The sequence below is a fragment of the Variovorax sp. TBS-050B genome (assembly GCF_029893635.1).
Lineage (GTDB): Bacteria > Pseudomonadota > Gammaproteobacteria > Burkholderiales > Burkholderiaceae_C > Variovorax.
This window is the reverse complement of sequence record NZ_JARXYR010000002.1, coordinates 182,816-204,841: the sequence shown is the minus strand read 5'-3', so window position 1 is coordinate 204,841 and position 22,026 is coordinate 182,816. Positions and strand designations below refer to the sequence as shown.

At 68.0% G+C, this 22,026-nt stretch carries 22 protein-coding genes and 1 pseudogene; 14 read left to right on the top strand and 9 right to left on the bottom strand.

The window, feature by feature from the left end; all coding sequences use genetic code 11:
- Positions 1–8 precede the first annotated feature (8 nt).
- The 13 genes from rpoE to nagZ all read left to right on the top strand — a co-directional run bounded on the left by rpoE (position 9) and on the right by nagZ (position 12,494).
- On the top strand, positions 9–683 hold the full coding sequence (gene rpoE / locus M2165_RS03815; protein ID WP_280813355.1) for an RNA polymerase sigma factor RpoE: 675 nt from the start codon (positions 9–11) through the stop codon (positions 681–683).
- Positions 684–700: 17 nt separating this feature from the next.
- Positions 701–1,372, top strand: coding sequence for a sigma-E factor negative regulatory protein (locus tag M2165_RS03810; RefSeq protein WP_280813354.1), 672 nt, complete (start codon positions 701–703; stop codon positions 1,370–1,372).
- 22 nt (positions 1,373–1,394) lie between these two features.
- Positions 1,395–2,462 carry a MucB/RseB C-terminal domain-containing protein gene (locus M2165_RS03805; RefSeq protein ID WP_280813353.1) on the top strand — a complete coding sequence of 356 codons (1,068 nt, stop codon included), beginning with the start codon at positions 1,395–1,397 and terminating at the stop codon, positions 2,460–2,462.
- Positions 2,463–2,571: 109 nt separating this feature from the next.
- On the top strand, positions 2,572–4,074 hold the full coding sequence (locus tag M2165_RS03800) for a DegQ family serine endoprotease (RefSeq protein WP_280813352.1): 1,503 nt from the start codon (positions 2,572–2,574) through the stop codon (positions 4,072–4,074).
- Between the two features lie 523 nt (positions 4,075–4,597).
- On the top strand, positions 4,598–6,409 hold the full coding sequence (gene lepA, locus M2165_RS03795; protein WP_280813351.1) for a translation elongation factor 4: 1,812 nt from the start codon (positions 4,598–4,600) through the stop codon (positions 6,407–6,409).
- A gap of 8 nt (positions 6,410–6,417) precedes the next feature.
- A complete protein-coding gene (gene lepB, locus M2165_RS03790) occupies positions 6,418–7,383 on the top strand; it encodes a signal peptidase I (RefSeq protein WP_280813350.1) in 966 nt (321 codons plus the stop codon).
- A gap of 34 nt (positions 7,384–7,417) precedes the next feature.
- Entirely contained in the window at positions 7,418–7,789 is a 372-nt protein-coding gene (locus M2165_RS03785) for a DUF4845 domain-containing protein (protein ID WP_280813349.1), read from the top strand.
- 17 nt (positions 7,790–7,806) lie between these two features.
- Complete coding sequence (gene rnc, locus M2165_RS03780; RefSeq protein WP_280813347.1) at positions 7,807–8,493, top strand: ribonuclease III; 687 nt, start codon at positions 7,807–7,809, stop codon at positions 8,491–8,493.
- 7 nt (positions 8,494–8,500) lie between these two features.
- Complete coding sequence (gene era / locus M2165_RS03775) at positions 8,501–9,466, top strand: GTPase Era (RefSeq protein WP_280813346.1); 966 nt, start codon at positions 8,501–8,503, stop codon at positions 9,464–9,466.
- A gap of 1 nt (position 9,467) precedes the next feature.
- Entirely contained in the window at positions 9,468–10,241 is a 774-nt protein-coding gene (gene recO / locus M2165_RS03770) for a DNA repair protein RecO (protein ID WP_280813345.1), read from the top strand.
- Entirely contained in the window at positions 10,238–11,005 is a 768-nt protein-coding gene (locus M2165_RS03765) for a pyridoxine 5'-phosphate synthase (protein ID WP_280813344.1), read from the top strand. The genes recO and M2165_RS03765 overlap by 4 nt, the downstream gene beginning before the upstream one ends.
- Positions 11,002–11,394 (top strand): holo-ACP synthase, encoded by a 393-nt coding sequence (acpS, locus tag M2165_RS03760; RefSeq protein ID WP_280813343.1) that lies wholly within the window; start codon positions 11,002–11,004, stop codon positions 11,392–11,394. Before M2165_RS03765 ends, acpS begins: the two co-directional genes overlap by 4 nt.
- A complete protein-coding gene (nagZ, locus tag M2165_RS03755) occupies positions 11,391–12,494 on the top strand; it encodes a beta-N-acetylhexosaminidase (protein WP_280813342.1) in 1,104 nt (367 codons plus the stop codon). The genes acpS and nagZ overlap by 4 nt, the downstream gene beginning before the upstream one ends.
- A 16-nt stretch (positions 12,495–12,510) precedes the next feature.
- Here nagZ and M2165_RS03750 read toward each other — a convergent pair whose 3' ends face one another.
- The 4 genes from M2165_RS03750 to M2165_RS03735 form a co-directional block, all read right to left on the bottom strand.
- Positions 12,511–13,026, bottom strand: a complete 516-nt coding sequence (locus M2165_RS03750; RefSeq protein WP_280813341.1) for a M48 family metallopeptidase — start codon at positions 13,024–13,026, stop codon at positions 12,511–12,513.
- Entirely contained in the window at positions 13,023–14,288 is a 1,266-nt protein-coding gene (locus M2165_RS03745) for an Hsp70 family protein (protein WP_280813340.1), read from the bottom strand. Before M2165_RS03745 ends, M2165_RS03750 begins: the two co-directional genes overlap by 4 nt.
- Positions 14,289–14,290: 2 nt before the next feature.
- Positions 14,291–15,853 (bottom strand): lysine--tRNA ligase, encoded by a 1,563-nt coding sequence (gene lysS / locus M2165_RS03740; protein ID WP_280813339.1) that lies wholly within the window; start codon positions 15,851–15,853, stop codon positions 14,291–14,293.
- 123 nt (positions 15,854–15,976) lie between these two features.
- Complete coding sequence (locus tag M2165_RS03735) at positions 15,977–16,624, bottom strand: LON peptidase substrate-binding domain-containing protein (protein WP_280813338.1); 648 nt, start codon at positions 16,622–16,624, stop codon at positions 15,977–15,979.
- A 49-nt stretch (positions 16,625–16,673) separates the two neighbouring features.
- Here M2165_RS03735 and M2165_RS03730 point away from each other — a divergent pair, with 49 nt between their 5' ends.
- Complete coding sequence (locus M2165_RS03730; RefSeq protein ID WP_280817462.1) at positions 16,674–17,234, top strand: YggT family protein; 561 nt, start codon at positions 16,674–16,676, stop codon at positions 17,232–17,234.
- A 109-nt stretch (positions 17,235–17,343) separates the two neighbouring features.
- Here the strand turns inward: M2165_RS03730 and accD are convergent, their stop codons facing one another.
- The 5 genes and pseudogenes from accD to truA form a co-directional block, all read right to left on the bottom strand.
- Positions 17,344–18,216 carry an acetyl-CoA carboxylase, carboxyltransferase subunit beta gene (gene accD / locus M2165_RS03725; RefSeq protein WP_280813337.1) on the bottom strand — a complete coding sequence of 291 codons (873 nt, stop codon included), beginning with the start codon at positions 18,214–18,216 and terminating at the stop codon, positions 17,344–17,346.
- A gap of 29 nt (positions 18,217–18,245) precedes the next feature.
- A pseudogene (gene trpA / locus M2165_RS03720) lies at positions 18,246–19,104 on the bottom strand (tryptophan synthase subunit alpha).
- A 71-nt stretch (positions 19,105–19,175) separates the two neighbouring features.
- The gene (trpB, locus tag M2165_RS03715) at positions 19,176–20,453 is read right to left on the bottom strand and encodes a tryptophan synthase subunit beta (protein WP_280813336.1); all 1,278 of its coding nucleotides are present in this window, start codon (positions 20,451–20,453) and stop codon (positions 19,176–19,178) included.
- A gap of 51 nt (positions 20,454–20,504) precedes the next feature.
- Positions 20,505–21,203, bottom strand: a complete 699-nt coding sequence (locus tag M2165_RS03710) for a phosphoribosylanthranilate isomerase (protein ID WP_280813335.1) — start codon at positions 21,201–21,203, stop codon at positions 20,505–20,507.
- Positions 21,200–22,012, bottom strand: a complete 813-nt coding sequence (gene truA / locus M2165_RS03705) for a tRNA pseudouridine(38-40) synthase TruA (RefSeq protein ID WP_280813334.1) — start codon at positions 22,010–22,012, stop codon at positions 21,200–21,202. The genes M2165_RS03710 and truA overlap by 4 nt, the downstream gene beginning before the upstream one ends.
- Positions 22,013–22,026: the final 14 nt, after the last annotated feature.

Genomic DNA, 22,026 nt, shown 5'->3' with positions numbered 1-22,026 from the left:
GACTGCCGATGACCACTTCTCCGCCGCCAGTGCCTCCGGAGTCCGGCCTGCCCGACGGCGCCGCCGGCACCCCGCGCCCGGGCGAGGTGGACCTGCAGCTGGTCCAGCGTACCGTGGCCGGCGACCAGAAGGCCTTCGAACTGCTGGTCGTCAAGTACCAGCGCCGGATCGAGCGGCTCATCGGGCGCATGGTGCGCGACGTCGACCTGATCGAGGACATCGCTCAGGAGACCTTCATCCGCGCCTACCGCGCACTGCACCAGTTTCGCGGCGACGCCCAGTTCTACACCTGGCTCTATCGCATCGCCGTCAATACGGCGAAGAAGGCGCTGGTCGACATGAAGCGCGACCCGACGGTTTCCGAGAGTGCCCTGCGGCCGTCTTCTGAAGACGACGATGAAACTTACCGCCCCGGAAACGAACCAATCAGCGACGAAACCCCCGAATCGGTCCTGGCGGCGAACGAAATCGCCCGCGTGGTCGAAATGGCGATGGAAGCGCTGCCTGCCGAACTGCGCCAGGCCGTCACCCTGCGCGAGATCGAGGGCATGAGTTACGAAGAGATTGCCGAGGTCATGGATTGCCCTATCGGCACGGTGCGCTCGCGTATTTTCCGGGCGCGTGAGGCCATTTCGGCCAGGGTCAAGCCGCTGCTGGACAACCAGTCCGGCAAGCGGTGGTAGGTAAGCAGGTGAATGAAATGAATCAGACCATGACGGGGCGTGAACAGGTGTCCGCATTGGCGGACGGTCATTTGCAGGGCGAGGACTTGGCGCTGGCCATCGAGACCGTGTGCGCCCAGGAAGACGCCCGGGGCGCCTGGCGTGCCTACCACCTCGTGGGCGATGTGCTGCGCTCGGGCGCCCATGCGCCGTGCACCGACACCGATGCCTTCCTGACGCGCTTCCAGCAGCGCCTTGCCGCGGAACCCGTCGTGCTGCGGCCCGCGGTGGTGCCCCTCGAAGCCGCTTCCACCGTGACTGCGGTGCGGCGCAAGGCCGATGCGGCCAACGAGCCGGTCTTCCGCTGGAAGCTCGTGGCCGGCGCGGCCTCGCTGATGGCCGTGGCGGCGATCAGCTGGACGCTGGTCGGCAACGGCGCCGCCGTGCCGGCGCCGGGCGCGCAATTGGCGGCGACGCAGCCGCAGCCCGCCGCCAATTCGGTGCTGGCCGTCGCGGCCTCCAATGGTCAGCCGACCGCCGGCAGCACGCTGGCGCCCACGCGCGTGCTGGTGGGCAACGGCAATCCGCAGGTCATGCTGCGCGACCCGCGCCTCGACCAGCTGCTCGAGGCGCATCAGCAGGCCGGCGGCGCGTCGCAGATGCCCTCGAGCTTCCTGCGCAACGCCACTTTCGAAGGCCCCACGCGCTGATGTGCGCCGATCGCCACGCTCGATGATCCTTCCGATGCAGATTTCCGCACGCGCATTCGCGCTGGTGTTCGCTGCTTTCTGCCTCGCCCAGGTCGCGGCCGCCCAGACCCGGTCCGGCGCCGCCGCGAGTGCCAAGGAGGCGGCCTCCGCGCAGACCGGTGATGCGCCGCCCGCGATGGGCGTGGTCGAATGGCTGCAGCGCATGCACGCGGGCGCCCGGCAGCGGAACTACATCGGCACCTTCGTGGTGTCGGCCGCGGGCGGCAACCTGTCGAGCGCGCGGATCTGGCATGTGCGCGACGGTGAAATGCAGATCGAGCGCATCGAGGCGCTGTCGGGCCCGCCGCGCTCGACCTTCCGGCGCAACCACCAAGTGATGACCTTCCTGCCCGAGGCGAAGGTCGTGAAGGTCGAGAAGCGCGAGAACCTCGATCTGTTCCCCAACCTCCCGAACAAGCCCGATTCGTCCATCGGCGATTTCTACGACGTCCGCACCATCGGGAAGGACCGCGTGGCCGGCTTCGACACCGACGTGGTGCAGCTGGTGCCGCACGACGGATTGCGCTTCGGCTACCGCATCTGGAGCGAGCGCCGCTCGGGGCTCGTGGTGAAGCTCCAGACCGTGGACGGCGAGTCGCGCGTGCTGGAGCAGTCGGCGTTCTCCGAACTGCAGCTCGACGCGCCGGTCAAGGCGCAGGCGCTGCTGCAGATGATGGCCAACACCAGCGGCTACCGCGTCGAAAAGCTCGAACTCGAGCGCAGCAATGCGCAGGACGAGGGCTGGGCGCTCAGGGCGCCCGTGGCCGGCTTCAAGCCGCGCAGCTTCTACCGGCGACCGGCCGGCGACAAGGCAGCGCAGGACCGCACGGTCCAGTGGACCTTCTCCGATGGCCTTGCTTCGGTGTCGCTCTTCATCGAGCGCTACGATGAAAAGCGTGCGCCGCGCGACGGCGTGCTGACCATCGGCGCGACGAACGCGATCCGGAGGCGGCTGCCCGAACCGGCGAGCGACTGGTGGCTCACGGCGGTGGGCGAGGTGCCGCAGCAGACGCTCAACGCCTTTGCCCAGAGCCTCGCGCGCATACGCTGAGCCGCGGGTCACGGTCCGCAGCAGCCGGTGGTGCTGGATGAACCAAGTTGGCATCGCAGACTCATAGCTCTTCTACTTTTGGCCGCTCTGTTCTTTTGAAAGAAAACCGATGATGTTCAAAGTCGAGGGACACAAGCTTCGTTCCTGTTTCTTCGCATTCGGCCTGGCATGCACGGCCGCGGCAGGCCTGCTGCCCGCCGCACCGGCCGCCGCACAGGCGCCTCAGACTGCACCGCAGGCCCGCGGCCTGCCCGACTTCGCCGACCTCGTCGAGCAGGTCGGTCCCGCAGTGGTGGGCATCCGCACCGTCGAGAAGGTCACGCGCGGTGGTGGCGGCGGCGAGATGGACGAGGAGATGCAGGAGTTCTTCCGCCGCTTCTTCGGACAGCCGCTGCCCGGCAACCCGCGTCCCGGACCGCGCCAGAACCGGCCGCAGCCGCAGGAGGAAGAGCGCCCGCGCGGCGTGGGCTCGGGCTTCATCCTGAGCGCCGACGGCTACGTGATGACCAATGCGCACGTGATCGAGGATGCGTCCGAGATCCTCGTCACGCTCACCGACAAGCGCGAGTTCAAGGCCAAGCTGATCGGCGCCGACAAGCGCAGCGACGTCGCGGTGGTCAAGATCGAAGCCACCGGCCTGCCCGTGGTGAAGGTCGGCGACATCTCCAAGCTGCGTGTCGGCGAATGGGTCATGGCGATCGGCTCGCCCTTCGGCCTCGAGAACACCGTGACCGCGGGCATCGTGAGCGCCAAGCAGCGCGACACCGGCGACCTGGTGCCGCTGATCCAGACCGACGTGGCCATCAACCCCGGCAACTCGGGCGGCCCGCTGATCAACCTGCGCGGCGAGGTGGTCGGCATCAACAGCCAGATCTATTCGCGCTCGGGCGGCTACATGGGCATCTCGTTCTCGATCCCGATCGACGAGGCCATCCGCGTCAGCGATCAGCTGCGCGCCACGGGTCGCGTCTCGCGCGGCCTGATCGGCGTGACCATCGGTTCGGTCTCGAAGGACGTGGCCGAGTCCATCGGCCTGGGCAAGGCACGCGGCGCGCTCGTGAGCAGCGTCGTGCCGGGCTCGGCCGCCGACAAGGCGGGCGTGCGCGAGGGCGACATCATCACCAAGTACGGCGACAAGGTCATCGAGACCCCAAGCGATCTCTCGCGCTCGGTCGCCAGCACCAAGCCGGGCGTGAAGAGCACGCTGACCGTGTTCCGCAACGGCAGCGCGCGTGAGCTGTCGATCACCGTGGCCGAGGGCGATCCCGACACCAAGCCAGCCGGCAAGCGCCAGCAGGACCGCGAGGAGCAGCCGCAGGGCAAGTCGTCCGCGGCCGGCAAGGCGCTCGGCCTGTCGGTGAGCGATCTGACCGATGCCCAGAAGAAGGAACTGAAGATGCGCGGCGGCGTGCGCATCGAGTCGGCGAGCGAGGCTGCGGCCCGTGCGGGCCTGCGCGAAGGCGACATCATCCTGGCGGTCGGCAACGTCGAGGTCGCGAGCGTGAGGGACTTCGAGGCCGCGATCGCCAAGGCCGACAAGAGCAAGCCGCTGAGCGTGCTGTTCCGTCGTGGCGAGTGGGCCCAGTACGCCCTGATCCGCCCCGCACGCTGATCGGGCGCCTGCCGTCAAGTGGCCCCACCCGACACTCGGGTTTGGGGCCATTTTTTCGATGTGTTTGCCACGTCCGGACGGCTGGTTTCAAAAAAAATCTAAGGCCTCGAGCGACTCGATTTGGTTTGCAGTCACTAACTTATCTCAAGGCTTAGGACGATTTTCAGTAGAATAGAGCACCCTGGGCGGCAAGGTCGCGCATAAAGGAGAGGGATTCCTCCACCATGCGAGATGTCCTGCAGCAGTCCACCGGCGCTCCACAGATCGCCCACAAGTTGTTCATGCAGTGCTCCACCAAAGTTGTGGATAAGTTGTTTATATCTTTGATGTTGTGGACCAGCAACGACCCCTTCCGACCCCGTCCCTGGATGTACGCGCCTCCCTTTTTGCCTACAATGAAGTTCCAACTACTGCAGTTGCCATTGCTTGTTGGTTCAGGGCGCGTCTCCAGAAGACGCGCCCTTTTTTCTTGCCTGTCGCACTCTGCGCACGAGCCAATTCAAGTACTTAAGCGTTCCCGTTGATGAATCACATCAGAAATTTCTCGATCATTGCGCACATCGACCACGGCAAGTCGACGCTCGCAGACCGCTTGATCCAGCGCTGCGGCGGCCTCGCGGAACGCGAGATGGAAGCGCAGGTGCTCGACTCGATGGACATCGAAAAAGAGCGTGGGATAACCATCAAGGCACAGACCGCCGCGCTGCACTACAAGGCGCGCGACGGGCAGGTCTACAACCTCAATCTGATCGACACGCCGGGCCACGTCGACTTCTCGTACGAAGTGAGCCGCTCGCTGTCGGCATGCGAAGGCGCGCTGCTCGTGGTCGACGCATCGCAGGGCGTCGAGGCGCAGACGGTCGCCAACTGCTACACCGCGCTCGACCTCGGCGTCGAGGTGGTGCCGGTGCTCAACAAGATCGACCTGCCGAATGCCGACCTCGACAACGCGCGCACCGAGATCGAGGACGTGATCGGCATCGACGCGACCGACGCGATCCCGTGCTCGGCCAAGACCGGCGTCGGCATCGACGACATCCTCGAGGCCATCGTGCACCGCATGCCCGCGCCGCGCGGCAACCCCGACGGCCCGCTGCGCGCGATGATCATCGACAGCTGGTTCGATCCGTACGTGGGCGTGGTGATGCTGGTGCGGGTGGTGGACGGCCGGCTCGCGAAGGGCGACCGCATCAAGATGATGGCGTCGGGCGCGATGTACAACGCCGACAACGTGGGCGTGTTCACGCCGGCGAACGAGCCTCGCGCGTCGCTCGAGGCGGGCGAGGTGGGCTACATCATCGCCGGCATCAAGGAGCTGCAGGCGGCCAAGGTCGGCGACACGGTGACGCTGATCAAGCCGGGCACGGGCGGTGCCGCGGCGACCGCGACCGAGGCGCTGCCGGGCTTCAAGGAAATCCAGCCGCAGGTTTTCGCCGGCCTCTACCCGACCGAGGCGAGCGAGTACGACTCGCTGCGCGACGCGCTCGAGAAGCTCAAGCTCAACGATTCCTCGCTGCGCTACGAGCCCGAGGTGAGCCAGGCGCTGGGCTTCGGCTTCCGCTGCGGCTTCCTCGGCCTGCTGCACATGGAGATCGTGCAGGAGCGGCTGGAGCGCGAGTTCGACCAGGACCTGATCACGACCGCGCCGAGCGTGGTCTACCAGGTCGTCAAGAACGACGGCGAGGTCCTCATGGTCGAGAACCCGTCCAAGATGCCCGACGTCGGCCGGATGAGCGAGATCCGCGAGCCGATCGTGACCGTGCATCTTTATATGCCGCAGGAATATGTGGGCGCCGTCATGACGCTCGCCAACCAGAAGCGCGGCGTCCAGATGAACATGGCCTACCACGGCCGGCAGGTGATGCTGACCTACGAGATGCCGCTCGGCGAGATCGTGCTCGACTTCTTCGACAAGCTGAAATCGGTCAGCCGCGGCTACGCGTCGATGGACTACGAGTTCAAGGAGTACCGCGCCTCCGACGTGGTCAAGGTCGACATCCTGCTCAACGGCGAGAAGGTCGACGCGCTCTCGATCATCGTGCACCGCAGCCAGTCGCAGTTCCGCGGCCGGGCGGTGGTCTCGAAGATGCGCGAGATCATTTCGCGCCAGATGTACGACGTGGCGATCCAGGCGGCCATCGGGGCCAACATCATCGCGCGTGAGACAATCAAGGCGCTGCGCAAGAACGTGCTGGCCAAGTGCTACGGCGGCGACATCACCCGCAAGAAGAAGCTGCTCGAGAAGCAGAAGGCGGGCAAGAAAAGAATGAAGCAGATCGGCTCCGTCGAGGTCCCGCAAGAGGCCTTCCTCGCGATTCTGCAAGTCGAAGACTGATCTCAAAAATGGCATTCATCACTTCCCTGGTCCTCGCGGCCTTCTGCGGCTACGTCGGGGCCTGGTATTTCGGCGCGATCGAAGGCAACTTCGCGCTGCTGCTGTTCCTCGCCACGGTGGTGACCGGCCTCTACTGGCTGGCCGAGCGCTTCTACTTCCTGCCGCGCCGCGAACGGGCCGCCGCCGCCCTCGACGAGTCGCTGGCCGAGCGCAACGCGCGCCTGGCGGGGCAGGGGATCACCCAGGTCGACACGGTCGATCCGAAGGCGAGCGAGCGCTTGCTGATGCAGCCCTGGTGGCTGGACTGGACGGCCGGGCTGTTCCCGGTGATCCTGGTGGTGTTCCTGCTGCGCTCGTTCCTGTACGAGCCGTTCAAGATCCCGTCGGGCTCGATGATGCCGACGCTGCTCACCGGCGACCTGATCCTGGTCAACAAGTTCACCTACGGCCTGCGCCTGCCGGTGATCAACACCAAGATCACCGAAGGCACGCCGCTCGCCCGCGGCGACGTGGTGGTGTTCCGCTACCCGCCCAAGCCGAGCATGGACTACATCAAGCGCGTGGTCGGCATTCCGGGCGACGAGGTGGCCTACCTCAACAAGAAGCTCACCATCAACGGCCAGCCGGTGTCCAAGGAGCCGATGCCCGACTACCTCGACGGCGATTCGATGCGCCTGCTCCGGCAGTACACCGAGAACCTCGGCGGCAAGCAGCACCGGCTGCTCAACGACGACGCCGGTTCGACCTTCGTCCAGGGCGCGACGGACTTTCCGTTCCGCGAGAATTGCCGCTACTCGGTCGAAGGCGTGGTGTGCAAGGTGCCGCCCGGCAATTACTTCATGATGGGCGACAACCGCGATAATTCGGCCGACTCGCGTTTCTGGGGATTCGTGCCCGACAAGAACATCGTGGGAAGAGCGTTCTTCGTCTGGATGAATTTCGGCGACCTGGGTCGCATCGGTCCATTCCAATAAAGCAATCGAGATCACTCGAGGGGGTTCGGGAAAAATGAAAGCAAATCGGTTCAACCGCGGCGCCAAGGCATCGCGGCAGCGCGGCATTTCGTTCATCGGCCTGGTGTTCGTCGCCGTGGTGCTGGCATGCGTCGGCGTCGTCGTGGCGCAGGTCATTCCGACGCTGATCGAGTACCAGGCCATCCAGAAGGCCGCCAACAAGGCCAAGGAAGGCACCACCGTGCCCGAGGTTCGCGCCATCTTCGACCGGGCGCAGGCGATCGACGACTTCAAGTCGGTCTCCGGCAAGGACCTCGAGATCCGCAAGGAGGGCGAGAAGGTGGTCGTCTCGTACGCCTACGAGCGCGAGATCCCGCTGTTCGGCCCGGCCTACCTGGTGCTCAAGTACAAGGGCGAGGCGCGCTGAGCGCGGCGACACGCAAGGTGGACGGTGGCCTCGTTGCGCTGCAGGAGCGCCTCCAGCATTCGTTTTCCGACGCGCGGCTGCTCCAGCTCGCGCTGACGCATCGCAGCTTTTCCGCCGACCACAACGAGCGCCTCGAGTTCCTCGGCGACTCGGTGCTCAACCTGGCGGTATCGCACCTGCTCTACATCCGCCTGTCGGCGCTGCCCGAGGGCGACCTGTCGCGCGTGCGCGCCAACCTCGTCAAGCAGGACACCCTGCACCGCCTGGCGGTGGATCTGGCGCTCTCGCCGCTGCTGCGGCTCGGCGAGGGCGAGGCGCGTTCGGGCGGGCCGAACCGGCCTTCGATCCTCGCCGACGCGCTCGAGGCGCTGATCGGCGCCGTGTACCTGGACGCCGGCTTTGCCGCGGCAGAGGCCCTGGTCCATCGGCTCTACGAGTCGGTCGAGATCAACCCGCGCATGCAGGCCGTGGCCAAGGATCCCAAGACCGAATTGCAGGAATGGCTCCAGGGCCACAAAATGAAGTTGCCGGTGTATCGCGTGGCGGGCACGCTCGGCGCAGCGCACAAGCAGACCTTCGATGTCGAGTGCGAGGTGCCGGAGCTGGGCCTGCGCGAGCGCGGCATCGGTGGCTCGCGCCGCGCCGGCGAGCAGGCTGCCGCGGCGGCGATGTTGATCCGGCTCAAGGCGCGCAGAGCCGCGTGAAACCCCCATGAACGACGCTATCAATTCAACAGCAGACGCCCAGGAACCCGCCGACGGCCCGAACGCGGGTGGTCCGCAGCATTGCGGCCTGGTGGCCATCGTCGGCAAGCCCAACGTGGGCAAGTCGACGCTGCTCAACGCGCTGGTGGGCCAGAAGATCAGCATCACCTCGCGCAAGGCGCAGACCACGCGCCACCGCATCACCGGCATGCGCACGCTGGGCGCGAATCAGTTCGTGTTCGTGGACACGCCGGGCTTCCAGACCCTGCATGCCAACGCGCTCAACAAGTCGCTCAACAAGACCGTGCAGGGCGCGGTAGGCGACGTGGACCTGATCCTGTTCGTGGTCGAGGCCGGCAGCTTCACCGCGGCCGACGAGCGGGTGCTCAAGCTGCTCGGCAAGGGCATCCCGACCGTGCTGCTCGCCAACAAGCTCGACAACGTGCACCGCCGCGGCGACATCGCGCCCTGGCTGCAGTCGATGCAGCAGAAGCATCCCTTCGCCGAGTTCGTGCCGATGTCGGCCAAGAACCCGAAGGACGTCGAGCGCCTGTTCGGCATCTGCGAGAAATACCTGCCCGAGCAGCCCTGGTTCTACGCCGAGGATGAACTGACCGACCGCAGCGAGAAGTTCCTCGCGGGCGAACTGGTGCGCGAGAAGCTGTTCCGCCTGACCGGCGACGAGTTGCCCTACACCTCGACGGTGGTGATCGACAAGTTCGAGGAAGAAGCGCCCCAGAAGAAGGGCCAGAAGCGCCTGCTGCGCATCGCAGCGACCATCGTGGTGGAGCGCGACGGCCACAAGGCCATGGTCATCGGCGACAAGGGCGAGCGCATCAAGCGCATCGGCATGGAAACCCGCGTCGAGCTCGAGAAGCTGGCCGACGCGAAGGTGTTCCTCGAGCTGTGGGTGAAGGTGCGTTCGGGCTGGGCCGACGACGAGGCCCGCGTGCGCTCGTTCGGTTACGAATGAAGTGGCCACGGCCCACCGCGTCTCGCACGAACCGGCGTACGTGCTCCACCGCTACGACTGGAGCGAGTCGAGCCTGATCCTCGAGGTCTTCACCCGCCACCACGGGCGCATCGCGCTCGTGGCCAAGGGGGCGAAGCGGCCGAGCTCCAATTTCAGGCCGGTGCTGCTGCCGCTGCAGCCGCTGCAGCTCAACTACGGCGGCGACGCCGAGATCCGCACGCTCAAGGGCGCCGAATGGATGGGCGGCCACGTCATGCCGACCGGCGAGGCGCTGCTTTCGGGCTACTACGTCAACGAGCTTCTGCTGCGGCTGCTGGCACGCGACGATGCCCACGAGGCGCTGTTCGACGCCTACGCAGGCGTGGTGCAGGTGCTGGCCGGCGACCATGCCGCGGCGCAGGCGGCGACCCAGGCCGCGGCGCTGCGGGCCTTCGAGCTGCTGCTGCTGCGCGAGGTGGGGCTGCTGCCCTCGCTCGACGTCCAGACGCTCACGCTCGAGCCGCTCGCCGCCGAGGCGCGCTACAGCCTGGTGCCCGAGGCCGGCCTGCGGCTCGCGGGCGCGGACGAGGCGGCGCTGCCGGGCGCGGACTGGCGGTCGCTGCAGAAAGTGCTCGACGACCGCGCGCCCTTCACCGCGACGCTGCGCGAGATCGCGACGATGAACGCCGGCAGCAACAGTGCCCTGCGCAACCAGCTGCGCGCGCTGCTCAACTACCATTGCGGTGTGTCCACGCTGCGAACGCGGCAGATGATGAGAGATTTGCAAGCCCTATGAGCACACCCGCCCATTCCGCAGCCACCACGGCGCTGTCGGTCAATCTCAACAAGGTGGCGCTGGTGCGCAACACGCGCCAGCTCGGCATCCCGAGCGTTGTGGCCGCCGCCGAGGCCTGCCTGGCAGCCGGCGCGCAGGGGATCACGGTGCATCCCCGGCCCGACGGGCGCCACATCCGCGCCCATGACGTGCACGACCTCGCGGCCCTGCTGGCCGCGAAATGGCCATCGGTCGAATTCAACATCGAAGGCAATCCGTTCCACAACCTGATGGATTTCGTGCGCGCGCAGAAGCCGCACCAGGCCACCTTCGTGCCCGACAGCGAAACCCAGTCGACCAGCGACCACGGCTGGAACTTTCCCGAGGACGCCGAGCGGCTGCGCCCGGTGATCGCCGAGGCGCGCGCGCTCGGCGTCCGGGTGAGCCTGTTCATGGACCCGATCCCCGAGATGATGGCCGCCGCCAAGGCCGTGGGCGCCGATCGCGTCGAGCTGTACACCGAAGGCTATGCCGCCTCGCGCGGCACCGCGGACGAAGCCGCCGTGCTGGCGCGCTACGTGGAGGCGGCGCGCGCCGCCCAGGCCGCCGGCCTGGGCCTCAATGCCGGCCACGACCTGAGCCGCGACAACCTCACGCCCTTCCTGCGCGCCGTGCGCGGCGTGCAGGAGGTCTCGATCGGCCACGCCTTCGTCGCCGATGCGCTCGAACTCGGCTATGTCGCCACGACGCAGGCCTACCTGCGCTGCATCGCCGACGCCGCATGATCTACGGCATCGGCACCGACATCTGCGACGTGCGACGCATTGCCGCGACCTTCGAGCGCCAGGGCGAGCGCTTTGCGCACCGGGTGCTCAGCGACGCCGAGTTCGCGGTCTGGAAGGCCCGCAGCGCGCGCTGGCCCAAGCGCGGCCTCAGCTACCTCGCGACCCGCTTCTCGGCCAAGGAGGCATTCAGCAAGGCCATCGGACTGGGCATGCGCATGCCGATGAGCTGGCGCCTGTGCGAGATCGCGAACCTGAAGAGCGGCAAGCCCGTGATCGTGCTGCACGGCGAGCTCAAGCAATGGTTCGAGGCGCAGGGCCTCACCGCGCACGTCACGGTGACCGACGAAACCGAATATGCCGCGAGCTTCGTCGTGGTCGAGAAAGCATGAGCGCCGCCGCCGTACCTTCACACGCCCCGCTGATCGTCGACGTGGCGGCAACCGAGCTCAGCGACGCCGATCGACGCCGCATCGCCCATCCGCTGGTGGGCGGCGTGATCCATTTCGCGCGCAACTGGCGCGACCGCGCGCAGATGAGCGCGCTCAACGCCGAGCTGAAGGCGATCCGGCCCGATCTGCTGATCTGCGTGGACCACGAAGGCGGCCGGGTGCAGCGCTTTCGCACCGACGGCTTCACCCGGCTGCCCTCGATGCGCGCGCTCGGCGAGCTGTGGATGCGCGACGCGATGCGCGCCACCCAGGCCGCGAGCGCCGCGGGCCTGGTGCTCGCGGCCGAGCTGCGCGCCTGCGGCGTGGACTTCAGCTTCGCGCCCGTGCTCGATCTCGACCACGGCGGCAGCGGCGTGATCGGCGACCGCAGCTTCCACCGCGACCCGCGCGTCGTGGCACTGCTCGCCAAAAGCATGGCGCACGGCATGCTGCAGGCGGGCATGCGCCATTGCGGCAAGCACTTCCCGGGGCATGGCTTCGTCAAGGCCGATTCGCACGTCGCGATCCCGGTCGACCGGCGCGGGCTCAAAACCATCCTGGCCGACGATGCGCGGCCCTACGACTGGCTCGCGGGCACGCTCGCGGCGGTGATGCCGGCGCACGTGATCTACCCCAAGGTCGATGCGCGGCCCGCGGGCTTCTCGCCGAAGTGGCTGCAGGACGTGCTGCGCGGCCGGCTGGCCTTCGACGGCGCGATCTTCAGCGACGACCTGAGCATGGAGGCCGGGCGCTACATCGACGGCCGGCTGCTGAGCTACGCCGAGGCGGCGTTCGCGGCGCTCGGCGCGGGCTGCGATCTGGCGATGCTCTGCAACCAGAGCATCGGCGAGGGGCTCGCGCTCGACGGACTGCTCGACGACTTCCAGGCCGCGGCCGCAGCGGGACGCTGGCAGCCCGAAGCAGAGAGCGAAGGGCGCAGGCGGGCGCTGCTTCCCGCCACGCCGGCGCCCGACTGGCATGCGCTCGCCGACTCGGCCGCGTACCGGCACGCGCGCGCGGTGCTCGCGAAGGCCGGGCTCGCGGCCCCGCAGGACGCCTGAACTGCGGCGGCGCCGGCTACGGCGCGCCGCCGGCCCACAGGCGCTCGCCGCCGGCGTCGAGGTGCGTCAGGTAGAGCCGGACGTCGAATTCCAGCCGGTGGTAGTCGGGCTCCATGTGCTCGCACAGCGCATAGAAGCTCTTGTCGTGCTCGCGCTCCTTCATGTGCGCCAGCTCGTGGACCACGATCATGCGCAGCCATTCGAGCGGCACCTCCCTGAACAGGCTCGCGACGCGGATCTCCCGCTTGGTCTTGAGCTTGCTGCCCTGCACGCGCGAGACGGTGGTGTGCGTGCCCAGCGCATTCCGGATCACGTGCAGCTTGCTGTCGAACGCCACTTTGGCGAGCGGTGGCGCCTTGCGCATGAAATCGTTCTTGAGTTCGTGGACGTAGTCGTAGAGCGCGCGGTCGGTCTGCATCCCGTGCACCGGCCCGGGATAGCGCCGCCGCAGCAGCGGCCCCAGGCCTTCGCCCGCCAGCAACTGCTGCACCTGTGCCAGCAGCGCCGGTGGGTAGCCCGCGAGGTATTTCATGCGCTCGCCGAGCCGGCGCAGGCGAGGCCGGTCGCCACGCCGCCGAACAGGTCGCCTTCGACCAGCGGAATACCCGCGAAGCTCCGTCGCAGCGCCTGCTGGAACGGCCGCAGGGCCGACGAGCCGCCGGTCAGGTAGATGGCGTCGAGGTCGCCACTGCGCAGGCCGGCGCGCTTCACGCAGGCGTGCGCGCATGCGATGACCTCGTCGAGCAGCGGCGACAGCTGCTGGGCCATGTCGTCCGGCGACAGCGAAGCGGACAGGCCGCGTTCGGCGCAGGAAAGATCGATGGCCGCCGCCGCATCGTTCACCGAGGCGGCGATCTTCGCCTGCTCGACCTCGCTCGCGATGCGGTGGCCATGCCGTTCCTCGAGCACCGTCATCAGCCGGTCGTGCAGCCGCGTGTCGCCGTAGCTGGTGCGCAGTTCCTTGGCCTGCCGCACCGCCTTGGCCGCGTAGAGCCAGTTGATCAGGTGCCAGGACGAGAGTTCGAAGAACACCTTGCTCGGCACTTCGCGGCCCTGCGGGCCGGTGTGGCGGAAGCCGAAGGCCGGCATCACGCGGTCGAGGTTGAGGCGCTGGTCGAAATCGGTGCCGCCGATGTGCACGCCGCTGGTCGCGAGCACGTCCGCGCTGCGGTCGTCCCGCGTCGCGCGCTCGGGGCCGACGCGCACCACGGTGAAGTCGGACGTGCCGCCGCCGACGTCGACGATCAGCACCAGCGATTCCTTCGCGATGCGCTGCTCGTAGTCGAAGGCCGCCGCGATCGGTTCGAGCTGGAAGCCGATCTCCCGGACGCCCGCGGCGCGCGCCGCGTGGCGCAGGCTTTCTTCGGCCCGCTCGTCGCGCTTCGGGTCGTCGTCCACGAAATGGACCGGCCGGCCGATCACCACGCGCTCCGGCACCCGGCCGAGTTCGCGGCCGGCGCGTTCCGCGAGTTCGCGCAGGAAGCGCGCGATGATGTCCTCGAAGCTCACCAGCCCGTCGTGGATCGCGGTCTTCTCCTGCATCAGCGCACTGCCGAGCAGGCTCTTGAGCGACCGCATGAGACGGCCTTCGACGCCGGCCAGGTAGAGCGCGATCGCCTCGCGGCCGAAGTGCGTGGTGCGGTCCTCGGCGTTGAAGAAGATCGCGGTGGGCAGGGTGGTGGCCGCGCCTTCGATCGGCAGCAGCCGCGCCACGCCGTCGACCCGGCAGGCGACGGCGGAGTTGGAGGTGCCGAAGTCGATGCCGATCGTCGGCAGCGACGACGGTGAACGCACGTTCAAGCTTCCCTGCGCAGCGCCGGGAACAGGATCACGTCGCGGATGCTCGGCGAGTCGGTCAGGAGCATCATGAGCCGGTCGATGCCGATGCCGCAGCCGCCGGTGGGCGGCATGCCGTACTCGAGCGCGCGCACGAAGTCGTGGTCGTAGTACATGGCTTCGTCGTCGCCGCTGTCCTTCGCGGCCACCTGGGCGTTGAAGCGCGCGGCCTGGTCCTCAGCGTCGTTGAGCTCGCTGAAGCCGTTGCCGAACTCGCGGCCGGTGATGTAGAGCTCGAAGCGCTCGGTGACCTCGGGGCGCTCGTCGTTCGCGCGCGCGAGCGGCGAGATCTCGGTCGGGTGCTCCATGATGAAGGTCGGCTGCCAGAGCTTCTCTTCCACCGTCTCCTCGAAGTACATCACCTGCAGCGCGGCGAGGCTGCGCTGCGAGAGCTTGTCCTTCTCCTCGCTCAGGCCCAGCTTGCGCAGCGCGCTGACGAGCCAGGCGCTGTCGTCCACGCCGTCCCCCGCGTCGGTGTGCTTGAGGATCGCCTCGCGGATCGTCAGGCGCTCGAAGGGCTGCGTCAGGTCGACGGGCTTGCCCTGGTAGCTGAGCTGCTGCGTGCCGACGGCCTTCTGGGCGATGGTGCGGATCAGCGTCTCGGTGAAGTCCATCAGGTCGCGGTAGTTCCAGTAGGCCGCGTAGAACTCCATCATCGTGAACTCGGGGTTGTGCCGCACCGAGATGCCCTCGTTGCGGTAGCTCCGGTTGATCTCGAACACGCGCTCGAAGCCGCCGACGATCAGGCGCTTGAGGTACAGCTCGGGCGCGATGCGCAGGAACATCTCCTGGTCGAGCGCGTTGTGGTGCGTCTTGAACGGCTTGGCGTTCGCGCCGCCCGGGATCGGGTGCAGCATCGGCGTCTCGACCTCGAGGAAGTCGTTCGCCACCATGAACTCGCGCAGCGCGCTCACGGCCTTGCTGCGCGCGGTGAAGCGCACGCGGGCCGTCTCGTCGGTGATCAGGTCGACGTAGCGCTGGCGGTACTTCTGTTCCTGGTCGGCCATGCCGTGGAACTTGTCGGGCAGGGGGCGCAGGCTCTTGGTGAGCAGGCGCAGCGCGCTCACCTTGACCGACAGCTCGCCGGTCTTGGTCTTCATCAGCGTGCCTTCGGCGCCGAGGATGTCGCCCAGGTCCCAGCGCTTGAATTCGGCATACGCCTCTTCGCCGACGGCGTCGCGCGTCACGTAGAGCTGGATGCGGCCGGTGGCGTCCTGCAGGGTGGCGAAGCTGGCCTTGCCCATCACGCGCTTGAGCATCATGCGGCCCGCCACGCTCACGGCCACGGCCTGCGCTTCGAGCGCCTCGGCATCGACGGCGCCATGCGCTTCGATCAGCGCAGCGGCACGGTGCCCGGGCTTGAAGTCGTTCGGGAACGCGACGCCCTTGCCGTCGGCCTGCGCGGTGCGCAGCAGCTTGAGCTTCTCGCGGCGTTCGGCGATGAGCTGGTTGTCGTCGGCGGCGGGTGCGGCGGGCGCCACTGCGGCGGGCGTGGGAATGGGGGGGGTCAGGTGATCGGACATGGAAGACGGGTGGGGCGCAACGGGAGCGTGCGCCGGCCCGGCATTTTAGCCGATGAACCCCTTGCCGAACCGCGCCGGACGGCCCGTCAATCCTGCGCGATATGCTATTTAAAAGGTAGCAATCTAACCAGTGATGCCCGTGCGTGCGAGCAGATCGCCGACCAGTTCGAGGCGCATCAGCGGGCTGTCGAGCTCCATCAGCCGCTGCCGCAGTTCGAGCTGCATCGGCACCAGTTCGCACCAGCGGTTGGCGACCCAGCCGCAATCGTCGAAGCGGTAGGGCTGCGCGATCGGCAGGCGCACGGCTTCGGGGCCCTGCGCGCGGCGGCGCTCTTCGAGCGTCTCCACGAGGCGCTGCAGGGCCACGGCGGTGTGGCGGAGGTCGTCGGGAATCTCGAGCGCCACGTCCTCGGCCACAGCCTCGACCTCGGCGACCCAGAGGCCATGCTTCTGCAACTGCGTCTCGCGCACGCGAAAGCGCTGCGTGCCCACGCATTCGATCTGCAGCAGACCGCTCTGCGGCGACTCGAATTCGCGGATCGTGGCGAGCGTGCCGATCGCCGCGAAGCTCTCCGCATCGGCGCCCGGCTTGCGGACCTCGCTGCCGCTCGTGAGGCTGACCACGCCGAAGGGTGCATCGGCCTTGCGGCACTTGCCGACCATGTCGAGGTAGCGCACCTCGAAGATGCGCAGCGGCAGCACGCCGCCCGGAAAGAGGACCGTGCCGAGCGGGAACAATGGCAGCGAATGCAAAAGGGGCTGTTTAGTCATCGAGGAACCTTGCATGGCTATCATCGCATTCCGCTCACGACCCCGCGCCATGCTCTACCAGATCCCTTCGTTCCTTCTCGACGTGATCGTCGGCCTGCTCGGCGGCGCCTGCCTGCTGCGCCTCTACATGCAGTACCACCGCGTGCCCTTCGGCAATCCGCTCGGACGCTTCGTGTTCGCGATCACCGACTGGATCGTGCTGCCGCTGCGCCGCATCGTGCCGCCGCTGAAGCGCTGGGACCTGGCGAGCGCGATCGCGGCCTGGCTGCTGGTGCTCGTGAAGTTCCTGCTGCTGTGGCTGCTGATCGGCAACCTCGGCCGCCTGATCGCGCTGCCGCTGGTGTCCTTCGTGGGGCTGCTGCAGCTCGCGGTGTCGGGGCTCACGGCGCTGCTCGTCGTGTATGCCGTGCTGTCGTGGATACCGGGCGCCTCGCCCGTGCTGTTCGACCTGATCTCGCGGCTCGCCGAGCCGCTGGTGCGGCCGTTCCGCCGCTTCATTCCGCTGATCGGCGGCGTCGACCTGTCGCCGCTCGCCGCGATCGTGCTGCTGCAGGTGATCGCGATCGTGCTCGGCAACCTGCTGGTCTGGGCCTACCGCCTCGGCGCCTGAGCCTGCCCTTTCGAGAACACCGCGGAACCGGCTTCGCCGGGCCGCAGGTGTTGCCCCCGGTCGGGGGGTGGCGAAGCGGACACGCAGTGCCGCGCAGCCTGGGGGCGAGCTAGATCACCGCGTCTGCGGGCTGGCGCAGCAGCATCGCGAGGGTGCTGGCGATGGTCTTGCGCAGCTCGCGGCGGTCGCTGATGAAGTCGATCGCGCCCTTGGTCTGCAGGAACTCGGCGCGCTGGAAGCCTTCGGGCAGCGTCACGCGAACGGTCGACTCGATCACGCGCGGGCCGGCGAAGCCGATCAGCGCCTTCGGTTCGGCGATCACGACGTCGCCCACGAAGGCGAAGCCGGCCGAGACGCCGCCCATGGTCGGGTCGGTCAGCACGCTGATGTAGGGCAGGCCCTTCTTCGCGAGGCGCGTGAGCGCGGCATTGGTCTTGGCCATCTGCATCAGCGACAGCAGGCCTTCCTGCATGCGCGCGCCGCCAGTGGCGGTGAAGCAGATGAAGGGCACCTTCTGCTCGATGGCGGTCTCGACGCCGCGCACGAAGCGCTCGCCGACCACGCTGCCCATGCTGCCGCCCATGAACTCGAACTCGAAGCAGGCCACGACCACGCTGATGCTGTGGACCGAGCCGCCCATCACGACCAGCGCATCGGTCTCGCCGGTGTTCTCGAGCGCTTCCTTGAGCCGCTCGGGGTAGCGGCGGCTGTCCTTGAACTTCAGCGCATCGACAGGGAGCACTTCCTGGGCGATCTCGTAGCGCCCCTCGGCGTCGAGGAAGGCGTCGAGCCGCGCGCGCGCGCCGATGCGGTGGTGGTGGCTGCAGCTCGGGCAGACGTTCTGGTTGTGCTCCAGGTCGGTCTTGTAGAGCACCGTCTCGCAGGCCGGGCATTTGATCCACAGGCCTTCGGGCACCTGGCGGCGCTCGGCGGGGTCGGTCTGGGCGATCTTGGCGGGTAGCAGTTTTTCAAGCCAGCTCATGGAAATCCTCGGGGTCAGGGCAGCGGCGATTATCGGCCAGCCGCATTCTTGGGGGTAGCGGCGGGCAAGGCGTCGAGCGCTTCGCGGATGCCGGACAGGAATTCGCGCACCGCGGGCACCACCTGCTCGCGCGGCTGGCCGTCGATCAGCTGGATGATCTTCGTGCCGATCACGACCGCGTCCGCGGCCGAGCCGATCGCCTGCGCGGTGCGCGCATCGCGGATGCCGAAGCCCACGCCGACGGGAATCTGGACGTGTTCGCGGATGCGCGGGATCATCCGGCCGACCGCCTCGGTGTCGAGGTGGCCCGCGCCGGTCACGCCCTTGAGCGAGACGTAATAGACGTAGCCGCTCGCGATGCGCGCCACCTGCGCCATGCGCTCGCCGGTGCTGGTGGGCGCGAGCAGGAAGATCAGGTCCATCCCGGCGGCCTTGAGCTCGGCGGCGAAGTCCTCGCATTCCTCGGGCGGGTAGTCGACCACCAGCAGTCCGTCGACGCCGGCGGCCGCGGCATCGCGGATGAAGGCCTTCGCGCCGTGCACGAGGTCATAGCGCTCGACCGGGTTCGCATAGCCCATCAGCACCACGGGCGTGGCGGCGTCCTTTTGGCGGAACTCGGCCACCCATCGCGAGCACCTGCTTCATGCCCACGCCCATCGCGAGCGCCGCTTCGCCGGCCTTCTGGATCACGGGGCCGTCGGCCATCGGATCGGAGAAGGGCACGCCGAGCTCGATCACGTCGGAGCCGGCCTCGACCATGCCGTGCATCAGCGCGGGCGTGATGTCGGCATAGGGAAAGCCGGCGGTGACGTAGGGAATGAGGGCGCGGCGGCCGTCTTTTTTCAGCGCCTCGAAGGTGGCGGCGATGCGGCTCGGCCGTGCCCCCACGCTTGCCACTTCGTGTGCTGCGCTGCCCCCCGAGGGGGCCTTCGCACCTTGGAGCGGTCCGGCGGTGCTCATCACTTGCCTCCCTTCACGCTCAGCCCGCGCATCGACGGCCGGTCGTAGAAGTCGACGCCCGACAGGTCGGCGACGGTGCCGATGTCCTTGTCGCCGCGGCCCGAGAGGTTGACCAGGATCGACTGGTCGGGACGCATGGTCTTGGCGAGCTTGAGCGCATGGGCCACCGCATGGCTGGACTCGAGCGCGGGGATGATGCCCTCGGTGCGGCACAGGTAGTGGAAGGCCTCGAGCGCCTCCTTGTCGGTGATGCCCACGTATTCCGCGCGGCCGATGTCCGCCAGGTGCGCATGCTCCGGGCCCACGCCGGGGTAGTCGAGGCCGGCGCTGATGCTGTGGGTCTCGGTGACCTGGCCGTCCTCGTTCTGCAGCAGGTAGGTGCGGTTGCCGTGCAGCACGCCCGGGCTGCCGCGCAGGATCGAGGCCGCATGCTTGCCGCTGTCGAGGCCTTCGCCCGCGGCCTCCACGCCGATGAGCCGCGTGCCCGCGAACGGAATGTACGGATGGAAGATGCCGATGGCATTGCTGCCGCCGCCCACGCAGGCGATCACCACGTCGGGCTGCCGGCCCTCGGCTTCGCCCGTGATGCCCTGCGCCGCGAGCATGGCGGGCATCTGCTCGATGCATTCGGTGCCGATCACGCTCTGGAAGTCGCGCACCATCATCGGATAGGGATGCGGGCCCGCGACCGTGCCGATGATGTAGAAGGTGTTCTCCACGTTCGTGACCCAGTCGCGCATCGCCTCGTTGAGCGCGTCCTTCAGCGTCTGGCTGCCCGAATCGACCGGCACCACGGTGGCGCCCAGCAGGTTCATGCGGTAGACGTTGGGGCTCTGGCGCTTCACGTCCTGGCTGCCCATGTAGACCACGCATTCAAGCCCGTAGCGCGCGCAGATCGTGGCCGTGGCCACGCCGTGCTGGCCGGCGCCGGTCTCGGCGATCACGCGGGGCTTGCCCATGCGGCGCGCGAGCATCGCCTGGCCGATCACGTTGTTGATCTTGTGCGCGCCGGTGTGGTTGAGGTCCTCGCGCTTGAGGTAGATCTGGGCGCCGCCCATTTCGCGGCTGGCGCGCGCGGCGTGGTAGACCGGCGAGGGCCGGCCGACGAAGTGCTTCAGCTCGTAGTGGAATTCGGCCAGGAAGGCCGGATCGTCCTTGTACTTCGCGTAGGCGTCGCGCAGCTCGTTGATCGCGTGGGTGAGCGTCTCGCTCGCGAAGGTGCCGCCGTAGCGGCCGAAATGGCCGCTGGCATCGGGTTGCTGGTAATTGCTTTGCATGGTTCTCGATCGGTGGGCCGCGGCCCGATACGCACGATCGGGAAGCGGCGGCTAACTGGAGGAGAAGGCGCTGTCGGCCGCCCTGGCGGCTGCGACGAATTGCCGGATCTTTCCGGCGTCCTTCAGGCCCTTGTTGCCCGGGCCGTCGATCTCGACGCCCGAGCTCACATCAACGGACAGCGTCTTGCAGCGCGCCCGCAGGATGCGAATGCCATCGCTCACGTTTGCAGGTGTGAGCCCACCACTCAAGACGAGGTGAGCGTCGACGGCGGGTGGAAGAAGTGACCAATCGAATGCCTTGCCGCCACCGCCATAACCTTCGACGTGGGCGTCGAGCAGGATGGCCTGGGCGTGGGAGTAATCGGACGCGTATTTTACGAGGTCGAAGCCCGCGCCGGCAGTCCCCATGGGAATGCGGGCTGCGCGCATGTAACGGAAGCGCCCGTGGCCCGAGGCTTCCTCGCACTGCTGCGGCGTCTCGTCGCCATGGAATTGCGCGATCGCGCCCCGTACGCGGCCGAGCGCTTCGAGGGCCGCGGGCGCCGCCGCGTTGACGAACAGCAGCACCGGCGTGACGAAAGGCGGCAGCCGGGCGGCGAGCGCTGCGGCGCGCTCGGCCGTGACCGCACGCGGGCTGGCGGCGTAGAGCACGAAGCCGACCGCATCGGCGCCGGCCTCGACGGCCGCATCCACGTCGGCCTCACGCGTGAGGCCGCAGATCTTGATGCGGGTGCGGGGCGGGGCGGTCATGGCGGGCCATCATACGCAGCGCCGCCGCCCTGCAGCGTGGCCTCGGCGGGCAGACCCCAGCGCGCGTCGTACAACGGACCGAGAAAGTACAGCCCGTCGGCCGAAAAGGTGGGCGCCGCCACCTTGCGGCTGCGCGCTTCCAGCACCTCGACGATCCATTCGGGCGGCGCGTCGCCGCGGCCGATGCGCACCAGGCAGCCCATGAGGTTGCGGATCATGTGGTGCAGGAACGCGTCGGCCTCGAACTCGAAATGCCAGCGGCAGCGGTCGCCAGTGCCGCTGCGGGTGATCTCGATGCGCCGCAGGTCCTTGACCGGCGAGCGCGCCTGGCAGGCCGAGGCGCGGAAGGAACTGAAGTCGTGCCGGCCCACCAGCAGCGCCGCGGCGGCGCGCATCGCGTCGCCGTCGAGCGCATACATCGACCAGCCCACGCGGCCCGCATCCAGGCTGGGCCGCACCGGCGATTCCGAGAGCACGTAGAGGTAGCGGCGCGACAGCGCGCTCGCGCGGCAATGGAACTCATCGGGCACCGGATGGGCCCACTGCACCGCGATGTCGTCGGGCAGGAAGCGGTTGGTGCCGCGCACCCAGGAGAAGGGCTCGCGCTCGATGGCGGTGTCGAAGTGCACCACCTGCATCAGCGCATGCACGCCGGTGTCGGTGCGGCCGGCGCACAGCGTGCCGATGCGCTGGGTGGTGAAGCGCGCGAGCGCGGCTTCCAGCTTGTCCTGCACCGTGCGGCCCGAGCGCTGGCTCTGCCAGCCCTCGTACGCCTGGCCGTTGTAGCGGATGCCTAGCGCCAGCCTCACGAACTCGGGAACGG